The organism is Bradyrhizobium centrolobii (assembly GCF_001641635.1).
In the GTDB taxonomy this organism is placed as follows: domain Bacteria; phylum Pseudomonadota; class Alphaproteobacteria; order Rhizobiales; family Xanthobacteraceae; genus Bradyrhizobium; species Bradyrhizobium centrolobii.
Genome location: NZ_LUUB01000101.1, coordinates 78,253 through 92,471 on the forward strand (window position 1 = coordinate 78,253; position 14,219 = coordinate 92,471).

General features: G+C 64.1%; 13 protein-coding genes and 2 pseudogenes. 5 read left to right on the top strand and 10 right to left on the bottom strand.

Features of this window, described 5'->3' with window-relative positions; translation table 11 throughout:
* Window positions 1-31: 31 nt before the first annotated feature.
* Entirely contained in the window at window positions 32-1,375 is a 1,344-nt protein-coding gene (locus tag AYJ54_RS36965; protein WP_063707078.1) for an MFS transporter, read from the bottom strand.
* A gap of 79 nt (window positions 1,376-1,454) precedes the next feature.
* Here AYJ54_RS36965 and AYJ54_RS36970 point away from each other — a divergent pair, with 79 nt between their 5' ends.
* Complete coding sequence (locus tag AYJ54_RS36970) at window positions 1,455-1,892, top strand: ribosomal maturation YjgA family protein (RefSeq protein ID WP_063707080.1); 438 nt, start codon at window positions 1,455-1,457, stop codon at window positions 1,890-1,892.
* 94 nt (window positions 1,893-1,986) lie between these two features.
* On the opposite strand, the gene AYJ54_RS36975 is transcribed toward AYJ54_RS36970, so the two are convergent.
* From AYJ54_RS36975 to AYJ54_RS36985, 3 genes are all read right to left on the bottom strand, one after another.
* Window positions 1,987-3,153 (bottom strand): winged helix-turn-helix domain-containing protein, encoded by a 1,167-nt coding sequence (locus tag AYJ54_RS36975; RefSeq protein ID WP_063707082.1) that lies wholly within the window; start codon window positions 3,151-3,153, stop codon window positions 1,987-1,989.
* Between the two features lie 215 nt (window positions 3,154-3,368).
* Window positions 3,369-3,590 (bottom strand): hypothetical protein, encoded by a 222-nt coding sequence (locus AYJ54_RS36980; protein ID WP_063707127.1) that lies wholly within the window; start codon window positions 3,588-3,590, stop codon window positions 3,369-3,371.
* Between the two features lie 277 nt (window positions 3,591-3,867).
* The gene (locus tag AYJ54_RS36985; RefSeq protein WP_063707084.1) at window positions 3,868-5,283 is read right to left on the bottom strand and encodes a caspase family protein; all 1,416 of its coding nucleotides are present in this window, start codon (window positions 5,281-5,283) and stop codon (window positions 3,868-3,870) included.
* A 514-nt stretch (window positions 5,284-5,797) separates the two neighbouring features.
* Here AYJ54_RS36985 and AYJ54_RS36990 point away from each other — a divergent pair.
* Window positions 5,798-6,439, top strand: a complete 642-nt coding sequence (locus AYJ54_RS36990) for an OmpA family protein (RefSeq protein ID WP_063707129.1) — start codon at window positions 5,798-5,800, stop codon at window positions 6,437-6,439.
* Between the two features lie 51 nt (window positions 6,440-6,490).
* Here the strand turns inward: AYJ54_RS36990 and AYJ54_RS36995 are convergent, their stop codons facing one another.
* Complete coding sequence (locus tag AYJ54_RS36995) at window positions 6,491-7,753, bottom strand: phospholipid carrier-dependent glycosyltransferase (RefSeq protein WP_201724306.1); 1,263 nt, start codon at window positions 7,751-7,753, stop codon at window positions 6,491-6,493.
* Between the two features lie 220 nt (window positions 7,754-7,973).
* On the opposite strand from AYJ54_RS36995, the gene AYJ54_RS37000 reads away from it, so the two are divergent.
* Together AYJ54_RS37000 and AYJ54_RS37005 are read left to right on the top strand one after the other, a co-directional pair.
* Window positions 7,974-8,675: a FecR family protein gene (locus tag AYJ54_RS37000; RefSeq protein WP_063707087.1), complete on the top strand. Its 702-nt coding sequence runs from the start codon at window positions 7,974-7,976 to the stop codon at window positions 8,673-8,675.
* Between the two features lie 2 nt (window positions 8,676-8,677).
* Entirely contained in the window at window positions 8,678-9,814 is a 1,137-nt protein-coding gene (locus AYJ54_RS37005; protein WP_063707130.1) for a hypothetical protein, read from the top strand.
* A gap of 131 nt (window positions 9,815-9,945) precedes the next feature.
* On the opposite strand, the gene AYJ54_RS37010 is transcribed toward AYJ54_RS37005, so the two are convergent.
* The 3 genes from AYJ54_RS37010 to AYJ54_RS37020 form a co-directional block, all read right to left on the bottom strand.
* Window positions 9,946-10,434, bottom strand: coding sequence for a VOC family protein (locus AYJ54_RS37010; protein WP_063707089.1), 489 nt, complete (start codon window positions 10,432-10,434; stop codon window positions 9,946-9,948).
* Window positions 10,435-10,478: 44 nt separating this feature from the next.
* Window positions 10,479-10,907 (bottom strand): VOC family protein, encoded by a 429-nt coding sequence (locus AYJ54_RS37015; protein ID WP_063707131.1) that lies wholly within the window; start codon window positions 10,905-10,907, stop codon window positions 10,479-10,481.
* Between the two features lie 132 nt (window positions 10,908-11,039).
* Window positions 11,040-11,549 carry a cupin domain-containing protein gene (locus tag AYJ54_RS37020; protein WP_063707091.1) on the bottom strand — a complete coding sequence of 170 codons (510 nt, stop codon included), beginning with the start codon at window positions 11,547-11,549 and terminating at the stop codon, window positions 11,040-11,042.
* A gap of 127 nt (window positions 11,550-11,676) precedes the next feature.
* On the opposite strand from AYJ54_RS37020, the pseudogene AYJ54_RS37025 reads away from it, so the two are divergent.
* Window positions 11,677-11,891, top strand: a pseudogene (locus AYJ54_RS37025) (CsbD family protein).
* Window positions 11,892-12,040: 149 nt separating this feature from the next.
* On the opposite strand, the pseudogene AYJ54_RS37030 reads toward AYJ54_RS37025, so the two are convergent.
* Together AYJ54_RS37030 and AYJ54_RS37035 are read right to left on the bottom strand one after the other, a co-directional pair.
* A pseudogene (locus AYJ54_RS37030) lies at window positions 12,041-12,504 on the bottom strand (FKBP-type peptidyl-prolyl cis-trans isomerase).
* 61 nt (window positions 12,505-12,565) lie between these two features.
* Window positions 12,566-14,219: xanthine dehydrogenase family protein molybdopterin-binding subunit (locus AYJ54_RS37035; RefSeq protein ID WP_245329219.1), on the bottom strand; the 1,654-nt coding region annotated here is incomplete at its 5' end.

The following is a 14,219-nucleotide window of genomic DNA, read 5'->3' on the forward strand; positions in this document are numbered from 1 at the left end:
CTTCGCTCCATCCGGGCTTCTGCTTGAGACATCACCGCGCCTGATCGGCGAACTCGTGCTTGCTCTCGTGGCCGCCGGCGAAGACCAGAATGCCGGCGATCAGCGGCAGGATGGCAAGCACCAGAAGGCCGGTCGAGGTCTGGCCCGTGGCCTCCTTGACCCATCCAATCAGATACGGCCCGGCGAAGCCGGCGAGATTGCCGATCGAATTGATCAGGGCGATGGCGCCGGCGGCCGCCATGCCGGAGAGCCAGGCGGTGGGCAGGGTCCAGAACACCCCGAAGCAGCAGAACACGCCGATCGCAGCCACCGTCAGCGCCACCATCGTCAGGGTGGGATCGGTGAGATAGGAGGAGATCCCGAGTGCGACGGCGGTGAGCAGCAGCGGCGCGCCGACATGCATGACGCGCTCGCGCGTGGCGTCCGAATGCCGCGCCCACAGGATCATCGCGATGGTGCCGAACAGATACGGGATCGCGGTGACGAAGCCGGTCTGCGCGTTGGTGAGGCCGAAGGCCTTGACGATCTGCGGCAGCCAGAACTGCATGCCATAGAGCGCACCGACGAAGCCGAAATAGATCAGGCTGAGCGCGATCACCTTGGGCGAGGACAAGGCTTCGCCGAGCGACAGGTGCTTCACGGCCTGCTTGGCCGCGACCTCTGAATCGAGCCTGGCCTTGAGCCAGGCCTTCTGCTCGGCCGAGAGCCAGTCCGCCTTTTCGGGCTTATCGGTGAGGTAGAACCAGGTGACGATGCCGAGCAGCACCGAGGGGATGCCCTCGAGGATGAACAGCCACTGCCAGCCCCTCAGGCCCATCACGCCATCGAGCCCGAGCAGCAGGCCCGAGATCGGCGCGCCGATCACTGTCGAGACCGGCACCGCGATGGCGAAGGCCGCGAGGAAGCGCGCGCGGTATTCGGCCGGGTACCAATAGGTGAGATAGAGGATGATGCCGGGAAAGAAGCCGGCCTCGGCGACGCCGAGCAGGAAGCGCAGGACGTAGAAGCTCGTCACGCCGCTCACCAGCGCCATCAGCGCCGAGATGATGCCCCAGGTCACCATGATGCGGGCGATCCAGCGGCTGGCGCCGAACTTTTCCAGCGCCAGATTGCTCGGCACCTCGAAGATGAAATAGCCGATGAAGAAGATGCCCGCGCCCCAGGAGAAGATCAGGGGCGTGAACTTCAGCTCGGCATTCATGGTCAGCGCGGCGAAGCCGAGATTGACGCGGTCGAGATAGGAGAAGAAGTAGGCCAGCACCAGGAACGGAATCAGGCGCCAGGAGATGGCGCGGATAGTCGAGGTCTCGATTTCGCTCTTGCTGGTATTCTTGGCGCTGCCGGCGGAACCGGCAAAGGTCGTGGTCTGGCTCATGGCTTCCCCCCGGGTTGTTGCTTTTTTAAGGCTAGGGGCGGTTTTGAGCATCGCGGGCAAAGAGTCAATGGAGCGAGCAATGCACGGGGCGCAGCCGCATAAACCCGTTCGGACGTCCCTGCTCCGCGCGGCACTCGCCTTCGCCGTGATCGTCTGCGGGCTAGCCTTACGCTGGTACGGCTTTCCGTTCGGCCTTCCCGCCTTCATCGTGAAGTATGGCGGCTCGCTGCTGTGGGCGACCATGGTGTTCCTCATGGTTGGGGTTTTGGTGCCGCGCCTGACACGGCTGCCGATCGCAGCCATCGCCACTGCCATTGCGGTCGTGGTCGAGTTCTCCCGGCTGGTGCATGCACCGTGGCTCGATGCATTCCGGCTCACCACTGCAGGCGCCCTGCTGCTCGGCCGCTTCTTCTCGCTATGGAATTTGATGGCTCACGCGGTCGGCATTGCGTTCGGCGTTTGGCTCGACCGTCTCGTCGAGATGCGTAGTCTCGTAGGGTGGGCAAAGGCGCCTTAGCGCCGTGCCCACCACTTTTCCTTTACGGAGGTAGCAGTGGTGGGCACGCTTCGCTTTGCCCACCCTGCGAGTCCAAGGTCGGCGGCGACCAATTTCACTCCGCCAATTGAAACCGCTCGAAGCGAGCGAGCTCGTCCTCGATTTTCTGCTTCAGCTCTTTGCGCCCCGCCGTCTTCTTCCCCTCCCCGACCCAGGTCCATTTCTGCATCAAGAGCTTCTTGTTCTGCCGGTCGGTTTTGAGGTCGAGCGCGGCGACGATCTCGTCGCCGACCAGCACGGGGAGCGCGAAATAACCGAACTTGCGCTTGGGCTTCGGCACATAGGCTTCGAACAGATGGTTGTAGCCGAAGATGAGATTGGTGCGCTTGCGCTGGATGATCAGGGGATCGAACGGCGACAGGATATGGACGAGATCGGGTGAAATCGCCTCACCGTTCGCTTCGAGCGAGGCCGGCGCAGCCCAATGCTCCTGCTTGCCGGCGCCGTCGATCGCGACGGAGACGAGATCGCCGCGGCGGACGCGCGCGGCGATCAGGCGCGCCACCGCCTTCTTGCTCGGCGCATCGAGATGGCAGACCGAATCGAGGCTCACGACGCCCTGCGAGCGCAACGCCCGATCGAGCAAATAGGCCGTTAGGTCCTTTGTCGACGCCGGCTTCGGCAGCTTGTCCCAGCCGAAATGGCGCGCCATCAGCTCGTAGGTCTTGAGCATGCCCTGGCGCTCGCTGATGGTCACGACGCCGGTATAGAAGGCGAGCTGCAACGCCCGCTTCGAGGGCTTGCGGCTCTGCCACAAATGCTCCTTCTCGGTGAGCACGTCATCTTCGATGTCGCGGATCGTCAACGGGCCGGCGCGGACCAGCCGCATCACCTTGCGCATGTCGGCCGGCGTCACCGAGGCATACCATTTGTGCCCGTCGCGGCGGTGCTCGCGCATCGCCGGCAGGAAGAAACGGAAATCATTCGTCGGCACGTAGGACAGCGCATGCGTCCAGTATTCGAACACGCTCTTGTCGACGCTCTGGGCATGACGCAGATCGGCGCGGCGGTAGGACGGGATGCGGCTATAGAGGATGTGATGATGACAGCGCTCGATCACGTTGATGGTGTCGATCTGCACGTAGCCGAGATGCGCGATCGCATCGGCAACAGCTAACGCGCCATCCCCGAACGGGCTGCGCACGTCCAGCCGCTGGGCGTGCAGCCAGATCTGCCGGACCTGTGTCGTGGTGAGTGGAAGCGGTTTTGGCGCGCGGGACATTGCAAAGGGCAATGTAGCGGGATTCGCGCCGAGAGGAAGAAGCGGACAATAAGGCGAACCCAGGAAAAAAGCCGCGCTGCCATCTGCTGACAGCGCGGCCGGACGATGCGCGCTGTTCGCCGGCATCGTGCCGGCCTTCGCAGCCGTGCGTTCCCGAGCGAGTGCGTTTTGCGGAGACGACAATTTTCTTGCTGAGCGCGCGAAGGCGCGAGCGATCAGCGGCCGTCCTTCGGCGTCCTGGACCGTTCGCCGACGCTGCCGGTGGCGATGTCGGGCTCGCAGGCGGCCTTGCCCCGCTCGGCCGCCTGGCAGCGATAGACGCTGCCGGTGAGCCGATCGACCAGCCACATGTTCTCTTCGGTCGAACCTTCGATGCCGACATAGCGGCTGGTGAGACCCGTGATCAGGGTCGACACCAGGATCGCCAAGGCGATCATCGCCGCGCCGATATAGACGGGCGTCGCGCTCAGGAAGATTGTCCGATCCGGCGGGCCGCCACGATAGAACTGATAGTCACTCGGCCTCTGCACTGGATGGAACTCAGCTCCCTTTGTTGGCGGGTGGTGGAACAAGAGTTTTGCTAGGCCCGCATCTGGCCGAATTCTTGTTCGCAGGCAGGCCATCACGCGACGGCTTTGCGACGATCGATGAGCGCAGGTTTCCCGACATGCAAGGCGGCCCGGACCGGGCCGCCTTCGCCTCACTCTCTGCTTCTCAGCGGCGGCCGAACAATCCGCCCATCATGCCGCCGAGCAGGCCGCCGGGGCCGCCCATCGGGCCGCCACCGCCACCCCCACTATAATGACGCCGGCCGCCACCACCGGAGGAACGACGACGCACAGGCTCGTCGTCCGCCTGCTCGGAGGAGGCCGCGCGGGCCGAGACGATCTCCGACAGCAACGCCTTGTGCTGGAGCTTGTTGAGGTATCCGGTTGCGGGATAGCCGCGTGCCGCCTGCCAGCGCTTGATCACGGAACGGGTCTCGTCGTCGAACTTCCCGGTCGCCTTGACGTCGAAGCCGAGCCCGATGAGGCGGCGCTGCACGTCGCGGCGCTGGCCCTTGTCGAGACCGATCTGGTCTTCGGACACCTGGTTGGCTTCTTCGGTGAAGGTCGCGGGATCGATCCCGGCCGACAGATTGCGGGTGGTGCTGGACGGTCCATCCTGCAACGCCGCGATGCGGGCGAGCGCGAGCGACTTGAACGTGCCGTTCGGATAGTTGGTGAGATAGGCGTTGAGCTCTTCCACCTTGTTGGAGTCCTTGATCGAGCGCCAGAACTCGAGCTCGATGTCGGAGCCTTGCTTGGTCGCGGTCGACACCGGCGCGTTCGACGTTTCGGTGGTGACCGCAGCCGGCGCGCCAACCGGATTGAGATAGACGTTGCCGGTGAGGTTGGTGTGCCCCCAGGGCAATTGCCCCTTATTGGTCTCGTCGCTGACCTGGGCACGAACCTTGGTCATCGCCTGCTGGATCTCGACGCCTGGCTGAGCAATATTGGCGATGAGGGCCCGGGTGAACGGGCTGTTGGTGCCGGCCTCGCCGTCGAGCGCGGTCTGGCCGGGGCCGGTGGCAAAGGCAATCAGTGTGCCCTCGCCCGACTTCATCTCGGCAAGGCCAGTCTGCACGTTGACGGAGCGGGTTGCCTTGGCCGAACGGATCTTCGCGGCGAACGGGTTATCACGGCAGGCGTCCAGGAACACCAGTTTCACCTTCGCATCCGCCATGGTCTGATCGAGCGTGATGTCGACATTGATCGCCGCGCCCAGCTTGACGTCCATCTCGGATTTCAGGTCGGCGTCGATCGGCAACAGGTAGTTGACGCCGTTCACGGCGATCCCGTGGCCGGCATAGAAGAACACGGCGACATCGGCGCCCTCGCTCTTCTTGCCGAACTCCAAAAGCTTTGCAGTCATGGCGTCGCGGGTGAGGTTGGAGCCCTCGACGACATCGAAGCCGACATTGCGCAGCACCCTGGCCATCGACTTGGAATCGATCGCCGGGTTGGGGAGCTGCGGGACATTCTTGTAAGCGGCGTTGCCGACCACGAAGGCGACGCGCTTGTCGGCGAAAGCCGCGTTGCCGCTGACAATAAATGCTGCGACTGAAATTGCTGCGATCAAGAAGCGCATGAGCATTCTCCCCTGATCCAAACTTCTTCGCTGCCATCGGATCGAATTAAGCGATCCGATGGGAGCAATCTGATCCAATTCACGACAACGCACTGTGAGCTGGATCACCCAGGGATTTCAGCTGCTCGAACCGAGCTGAAAGACGCTGCGACGGTTACTGTTCGGGCTGCTGACGCAGCGGGCAACAACGACTGGTGACGAGCAATGACAGCGAGATTGTACCCGCCATCGTCCCGAGTCCAGCGAGTTGCTGAAATCGACGTCGAAAAGGCGAGGTAGAGCTGCACTCCGGCGAGTGAGACAGCGTTACTTCCCGACACGAGCCTTTGCTGCCTCGATGGTAGGCCGCTGCCACTCGCTGGACACGCCGTGGATGCCGATCGGCTCCGGCGCTAAGATGCACATGGAATTTCCGGCCACTTCTGAATGTGACCCGAATCACATCAAGGCAATTGAACCCTGCCTATGCTCGCAGCATCAAATCGCCATCGGGCGTCACAGCGAGGATACGACAATGACCCATTTCAATAAGTTCTTTGGACTGAAGGCGATTACCCTTACGGCCACGCTGTCGATGACGGCGGGCCTGGCGCTGGCCGGCGACAACAACGTCTCCGCCAACCAGATCCTGGATGCGTTGAAGCCGAAGCCGGTGACGCGCGGCCTGTCCGTCGGTCCGCAGGCCGACACGGCGCAGCAGGCCAAGGAAGCGACCTTCCTCAACACCGTGCGCAACCGGCAGACCCGTTCGCTCTCGATGGGCGAGCGTGAGCAGATTGCCGAGCTTGCCGCGACCAAGCCGAAGATCGATCTGGAGATCCAGTTCGACTACAACTCGGCCGACATCGCCAAAACCTCGATGGCCTCGGTGCAGGCGCTCGGCAAGGCGCTGTCCGATCCGGTGCTGAAGGGTTCGACCTTCGTGGTCGCCGGCCACACCGACGCGATCGGCGGCGAGGAGTTCAACCAGGGGCTCTCCGAGCGGCGCGCCGACACCATCAAAAAGTATCTGGTGCAGAACTACGGCCTCAATGGCAGCGATCTCGTCACCGTCGGCTACGGCAAGACCAAGCTGAAGGACGCCGCCAACGGCGCCGACCCGATCAACCGCCGCGTCCAGGTCGTGAACATGGAAACCAAGACGGCGTCGAAGTGATCGCCGCGTCAACGACCGCCCGCCGCACGGGCGACGGGCGGATTTTTGTTGTCAGATCCAGCTCTGAAACAGCATCAAGCGGTTGAACGTCTGCATCGACGTGCCGACAAACGCCGCCGAAATCGGCAGCATCACCGCAAAACCAATGGCCGCGACGCCGACGTAGGCCCACAGCACCCAGCGCGGCACGCCATCCCTGCGCAGCACATACACGAGTGCAAGCGAGGCTGCGGTTGCGGCCGGCAGATAGTAGTAGATGAAGCCCAGCGTGCGCGGCAGCAGTGCCCAGGCAAGCCAGGGGCCGAAATAGAACGACACGATTAGGAACGCATCCCAGCGGCGCGTGACGATGAAGTCACGCAGCACGACGGCAAGCGCGGGCAACGCCGGCCACAGCACCAGCGGATTGCCGAGGAAGACGATCGCGGAGATCCGGTCGTCGCCGATCTTGTCGAACAGGAACCAGACCGGACGCGCGAGCAACGGCCAGGACGGCCAAGCGCTCATATAGGTGTGGCCGGCGATCGCCGTGGTGGTGTTGTCGGCGAAGATGCGGCGCTGCGCCTCGATCAGATCGGATAGCGACAGCCCGTAGAGCGGCACGAAGGCCGCGAGATACGTCACCGCGGGCAGTGCCGCAAAACAGAGCGCGATATGGCGCAGCCTGAGGTCGGGCCAGAGGTTAGGCCGGTACCAGTCGTCCGGCTTGGCGTCGGCGAACAGCGTGCGCCAACGCTGCATCAGGCGGATCACGGCGACGATGACGATGCAGACGCCCAGCGGAAACAGGCCGCTCCATTTGCAGGCCGCGGCGAGACCGAACAGGCTGCCCGCGAGCGCGAACAGCGCGTGCGGGCGCTGTTTTCGGAATCCGTGCATGAAGGCGGCGGTCGCGAGCAGACCGAAGGCAAGCGCAAAGATGTCGAGCATGGCGATGCGCGCCTGCACGAACAGCATTTGGTTGCAGGCCGCGATCAGCGCAGCGGCGATCGCGGGCGATTGCGCAGAGAACAGCGCGAGACCGCAGAGATAGATCGCGACGATCGCGAGTGCGCCGAACAGCGTTCCCGGATAGCGCCAGCCCAGCGCATTGTCTCCGAACGTCGCGATCGACAGCGCGATCAGCTCTTTCGCCAGCGGCGGATGCATGGGATTGAGCACGGGCTGCGCCATCACGGGGGCAAGCATCTGCCGCGCAGCCGGCACGTAATGCACCTCGTCGAAGACGAATTTCTCCGGCGTGGTGAGACCGATCAGCAGCCCGAGATGCGCCACCAGGAAAATCGCGACAGCGATCACTGCGCTCCGCGACATCAGCGGAGCCGCAGGCAATTCAATCGGCCGTTGTAGAGATGTTTTGCGTGACAAATCTACGTCACCCCTGGACAAAAATAAAACTCGTGCACTTCTTTGAACGCATTCTGCCGCAACTGTCACTAAGCATAACGCGCGTCCCGCGCCGCTTGTGATAATTACGCCACATCGCAAGCGTGCGCGATCCGGTACGATCAGGGACATATCGATCGGTTGCGAAATGAATTTGCGTTTCCTGCTTTTGCCCACAATGTTTTCGGCCGTTTCGTGCGCGGCGTCCGGCGCGCAGGCGCAGACCCGCGTCGGCGAAGCGATCGTGATCCAGAACGAAGTGGTACGCGTGGCCTCGACCACGACGCAGATCAATGTCGGCGACAGCATGCTGCGCGACGAGACCGTGCGCACCGGCGCCGACAGCGCCGCGCGCTTCGTCATGGCCGACAGCACCAACCTGTCGCTCGGGCCGAGCGCGACGCTGAAGCTCGACCGCACCGTCTTCAACGATGAGCGCAGCTATCGCGACGTCGCGATCCGCATGGCCACCGGCGCGTTCCGATTCGTCACCGGACACTCGGAGAAGACCGCCTATAAGATCACGACGCCGCTCGCGACCATCGGCGTTCGCGGCACCACGCTCGACATCCTGTCGCAGCGTGGACGCTCCGTCGTCGTGCTTCAGGACGGCGCGGCCAGCGTCTGCACGCTGAGCCTCCAATGCTTGCAGCTCACCCAGCCCGGCGACACCGCGGTCATCACCTCGTCCGGCGGCAAGGTCAGCATCACCAAGACGAATACGCCGCCCTGGACGTTCGCAGCAAACTGCGCCGCGAATGCCGGGCTGTGCGCGGTCAACCAATATGCGGACGCCTCGCCGACCATCACACCCACCGTTCATGACGACGGCATGCTGTGCGGGCGCTGACGATGGCGAAGTACCGCTTCGGGCGCGTCCTCCTCGCCGGCGCGCTGGCCACAGCCGCCATGCTTGCGCTCGCGGCGCTTGGCGCCCATTCGGCCGCAGCCCAGGCTGCCTGCGAGTCCGAGTGCGGCGGGCCGACGCCAACGCCGACATATTCGCCGACTCCCACACCAACATACTCGCCCTCGCCAACTCCTTCGCCGTCGCCCTCGCCAAACCCGTACCCGGTACCAAGCCCAACTCCGACCGGCGCCGATTCCAGCGGCAATTCGATCGGCGGCCTCGCGAACCAGCGCTTCAACCAGATGGTCACCAACCGGGTGCTCGGGACGGTGCTGCTCGGCGTCAACGAGCAGATCAATTGCAGCGACTGCATCAGCGCGTTCGGCTCGGCCGGCTCGTTTTCGGCCGGCATCCACGGCCGCAAGGAGCTCGCCAACAATCTGTCGCTGCTCGCCGGCATCGCCTACACGCAATACAGCGAAGGCGGCTACAACGTCACGAGCGCGCCGATGGGCGCCTTCGCGCTGCGCTATGACTTCACCGACTGGGGTTCGTCACGGCCGTTCTTCGACATCGGCACGATCCTGACGCCGTGGGAGAAGGTGCGCTACACCCGCAGCTACAATACCAGCCTGAGCCCGGTGAGCGTCACGAGCGCGACCAACGCCTCGAACTACGCCGTCTACGGCCGCGCCGGCTGGATGAGCCGCCTGTCGCCTCGCGACGAGGTCGCGGCCTCCGTCGAGGTCTGGCAGCTCTGGCAGCGCGTGTCCCGCTACGCGGACAGCGCGGTGGCATTCAACCCGTTCGACGCCAGCATCGCGACCGGCACCGACCGCACCTGCCTCGTCAAGATCGGCGGCCAATGGACCCATCTCTACGGCAGCAACATCGAGACCAACATCAATGGCGGCTGGGTGCAGTCGTTCGCGACCCATAGCGGCATCGTCGCCACCGTGACCGGCGACGGCATGGTGGTGCCGACGATGGGCAACCAGGGCTGGTTCGAATATGGCGGACGGCTCGGCTTCCGCCTCTCCAAAGGCTGGATCGCCGACTTATTCGTCAACGGCACGCTCGGCCCGCAGCCGGTCGGCAACACCATCCACGGCGGCATGGGGCTGCGGATCAATTATTAGCGTAGAGTGCGTCTGCCGCCCTTACCTCCGCTGTCATGCCCCGCGAAGGCGGGGCATCCAGTACGCCGCGGCTTCTCGGTATCCTCGTACGTCGGTTAAGCTGGGCGATGACAGCGCATGTGTGGCTGGCCTCACGCCGCCGACTTGTCCTCGAACGCGCGGCGCGCGCCTTCGATGTCGAGCTTGACCATCTTCATCATGGCCTGCATCGCGCGCTTCGCCGCGGCCCTGTCGGAACTCGAGAAGTACTCGAACATCACCGTGGGCACCACCTGCCAGGACACGCCGTAGCGGTCCTTGAGCCAGCCGCACTGCTCTTCCTTGCCGCCGTGGGCGAGGAAGGCCTCCCAGACGCTGTCGACCTGCGCCTGGTCCGCGCAATTGATCATCAGCGAGAGCGCGTGAGTGTACTCCATCTTCATGCCGCCGTTCAGCGCGACAAAGCGCTGCCCGCCCAGCGTGAACTCGACGACGAGCACCGAGCCCTCCTTGCCAGACGGGTTGTCGGTAACGTTGCGCTGAACGTGCAGGATTTTGGAGTCGGGCAAGAGAGACACGTAGAAATTCGCGGCTTCCTCGGCGTTGCCGTTGAACCACAGGCAGGGCGTGACCTTGGACATCGTGGATGCTCCTCTGCGGGATTTCGATTTTGTTGAGGGGGCGATCAGGCGTTCGTCATGGCGGGCTGGGTGGTGACGGCCGCCACGTCCATCCACATCACTTCCCAGATGTGGCCGTCCGGATCCTCGAAGCTGCGGCCATACATGAAGCCGAGATCCTGCTTGGGACCCGGATCGGCCGCGCCGCCCGAGGTCTTCGCCTTGCCGACGATGTCATCGACGGCGTCGCGGCTGTCGGCGGACAGGCAGATCAGCACCTCGCTCGAGGTCTTGGCGTCAGCGATCGTCTTCGGCGTGAACTGGCGGAACTTGTCGTGGGTCAGCAGCATGGCGTAGATGGTCTCGGAAAAGACCATGCAGGACTCCGTCTCGTCGCTGAACTGCGGGTTCTTGACCGCGCCAATCGCCTCATAAAAGGCGGTGGCGCGCGTGAGGTCGGTCACCGGCAGGTTGACGAAGATCATCTTGGGCATCAGAAGCTCCTTGCGAGGGGTTCCGCCCAAGGACGGATGGACCGGCGGCCATCCGACACGGCTTCCGAATATTTTTGGCCCTCGGCCTGCGGGGTTCTGTCGCATAGACCCCCGCAAGTTCGTCAGGCAGCCCTACTGCTTCTCGTTCGGATCCCGGTGAATGGGATCGACCCACAGCACCGTCTCGGGCTTCTCGACCGGCTCGATGTCGAGATTGATCGCGACCGCCTCGCCGTCGCTGCGCACCAGCACGCATTCCAGCACCTCGTCGGGGCTGGCGTTGATCTCCTGATGCGGCACGTAAGGTGGCACGTAGATGAAATCGCCGGGGCCGGCTTCCGCGGTGAACTGGAGATTTTCGCCCCAGCGCATGCGTGCCTTGCCCTTCACCACATAGATGATGCTTTCGAGATGGCCGTGGTGATGCGCGCCGGTCTTGGCGTCAGGCTTGATGCTGACGGTGCCGGCCCACAGTTTCTGCGCGCCGACGCGCGCGAAATTGATCGCGGCCTTGCGATCCATGCCGGGCGTCGAGGGCACGTTCGGATCGAGCTGGTTGCCGGGAATGACGCGCACGCCATCATGTTTCCAGCGATCATCGTGATCGTGACGGTGGGAATGCGTGTGATCGTGGCCGGTCATTGATCTTGCTTTCTGTTGGTTCCGTGCGCGGCAAGCTAACCAAAGCCGCGGCATCAAGCCATACCAAAATCGAAACGCTCATAGCCGCCCGGCGTTGCTTTCCTGAGCAAACCGCAAGGAGAGTTTCATGGGCAGCACGACCGACAAGATCAAGGGCGCCACCAACGAGGCGATCGGCAAGGCCAAGCAGGGCGTCGGTGAAGCCACCGGTTCCGCATGAAGGGTGAAGGCGCGGTTCAGGAGGTCAAGGGCAAGGGCCAGCACGCCATGGGCAATGCCAAGGACGCCGCGAAGGGGGCGATCGATCGCGCCGCGGCGGCTGCAAAGCGCGGTACCGAGTAATCGGCGCAGAGCTGAAAGCGAAAAGACCGGCCAAAGGGCCGGTCTTATTGTTGGTGCGGATATGTCCGCCACGGCCGGGCTTGTCCTCGCCATCCCCGTCTGAACCACGCGGAAGAAAGAGCGTGGAGCCCGGGACGTGCGACCTGCGGTTACTTCACCGCCAGCAATTCCACGTCGAACATCAGCGTCGCATTCGGCGGGATCACGCCGCCAGCGCCGCGCGCACCGTAGCCGAGCTGCGGCGGGATGATCAGCGTGCGCTTGCCGCCGATCTTCATCGAAGCAACGCCCTCGTCCCAGCCGGCGATGACGCGGCCCTTGCCGATCGGAAACTCGAACGGCTCGTTGCGGTCGACGGACGAGTCGAATTTCTTGCCCTTCTGGCCGTTCTCGTAGAGCCAGCCGGTGTAGTGCATCACGCAGATCTGGCCGGGCTTTGCGAGGCGCCGGTGCCGACGACGTTGTCGATGATCTGCAAGCCTGAAGCTGTGGTCATGGTCTTTCCTGCGGTCTGGGCCGAGGCCGTGGTGGAAACGAAATGCGACACGCCGCCGATCACGGTGATCGCGAGTGCCGACATCAGGGCGAGGAGCGCGCGCTGAAAACGCTGCATAAGACACCTTCGGTTTGAGGCGGAGAGGTGTCTAGCGCAACGCTACCAGGGTTTCCACCCCTCACACCTCGATATTTTCCAGCCGCACGGGGAGCTTGCGGATGCGCTGGCCCGTGGCGTGATAGAGGGCGTTGCAGACCGCGGCGTTGGTGCCGACATTGGCGAGCTCGCCGATCCCCTTCGCGCCGGCCGGGTTGATGTGATCATCCTGCTCGGAGAGCAGGATCACCTCGACGCCAGGCACGTCCGCATTCACGGGCACGAGATAATCGGCGAAGTTGTCGTTGACGTAGCGCGCCGTGCGCTCGTCGATCTCGGTTGCCTCAAGCAGCGCCGAGGACATGCCCCAGATCAGGCCGCCCATGAGCTGGCTGCGCGCCGTGCGCGGATTCATGATGCGGCCCGCCGCGAAAGCACCGACCAGGCGCGGCGCGCGGATCTCGTGCGTGAAGCGGTTGACCCTGACCTCGACGAACTCCGCGCCGAAGGCATAGGCGATCTTGTCCTTCATGTTGCTGCCGCCGATGAGCCGCGCTTGCCCGCTGTGCATGGCCTGGAAGGCATCCAGCGGCGCGCCTTCCGGCTTCCACTCGCCATATTCTTCGACCACGCCAACGCCGAGTGCGTCGAACGCCTTCTGGATATCGAGCGGGCGATCGCTCTTTGCGGCCTGCACCGCTGGCGTCTGGCCCATGCCGATAGTTTCCTTGGCCCTGTCGGTCAGACTTTCATTCGGCAGCACCGCCTTGAACAGGCGCTGCCGGATCTGGTCGCACACCATCATCACCGCCGAACAGGTGCTGGCCGTAGAGTTCGAGCCGCCCGCGACCGGCGCCGGCGGCAGATCGCTGTCGCCGATAAAGACCGAAACCTTCTCCAGCGGCACGCCAAGCCGTTCGGCTGCAGTCTGGGCGATGATGGTGTAGGCGCCGGTGCCGATCTCGTGGCCGGCGATCTCGACGCGGGCGCGGCCGTCGCGCTGGAGACGCACGCGCGCCGCGGAGGGCGCCATCTGCGTCGGGTAGCACGTCGCGGCGCAACCGTAGCCGATCAACCAGTCGCCGTCCGACATCGATTTCGGCTCCGGCGAGCGCTGCGACCAGCCGAAGGCGCGCGCCGCCTCGTCGAAACACGCTATCAGCGACCGCGACGTATAGGGTTTGCCGCCGATCGGCTCGTTGGTGGTGTCGTTGATGCGGCGGAGCTCGACCGGGTCCATGTTCAGCTTGACCGCGAGCTCGTCCATCGCGCTCTCCAGTGCGAACAGATACGGCACCTCCGGCGGCGAGCGCATGAAGCCGGGCGTGTTGCGGTCCGCGCGCACGATCGACACGAGGCTGTCGACGTTCGGGCAAGCATAGAGCCGCGTCGTGGTCTTGGTACCGCCGACGCAATAAGCATCCGGGCGCGAGGAGACCTCGGCGCCCTCATGCCGCAGCGCGACCAGCCTGCCGTCGCGGCTCGCGCCGAGCATGATCTCATGCCGCGTTTCGGCCCGATAGGTTGCGATCGTAAAGCCCTGGTCGCGGGTCGGGACGAGCTTGACGGGACGATTGAGACGCCTGGCGATGCCGGCGATGATGGCGGTCCGCGGCGTCATCGACCCGCGCGAGCCAAAGCCGCCGCCGACATAGGGATTGACCACGCGCACCTTGTCGGCATCGATGCCGAGCTGTTCGGCCACGCCGTTCTTCAAGCCATAGACGTACTGGCTC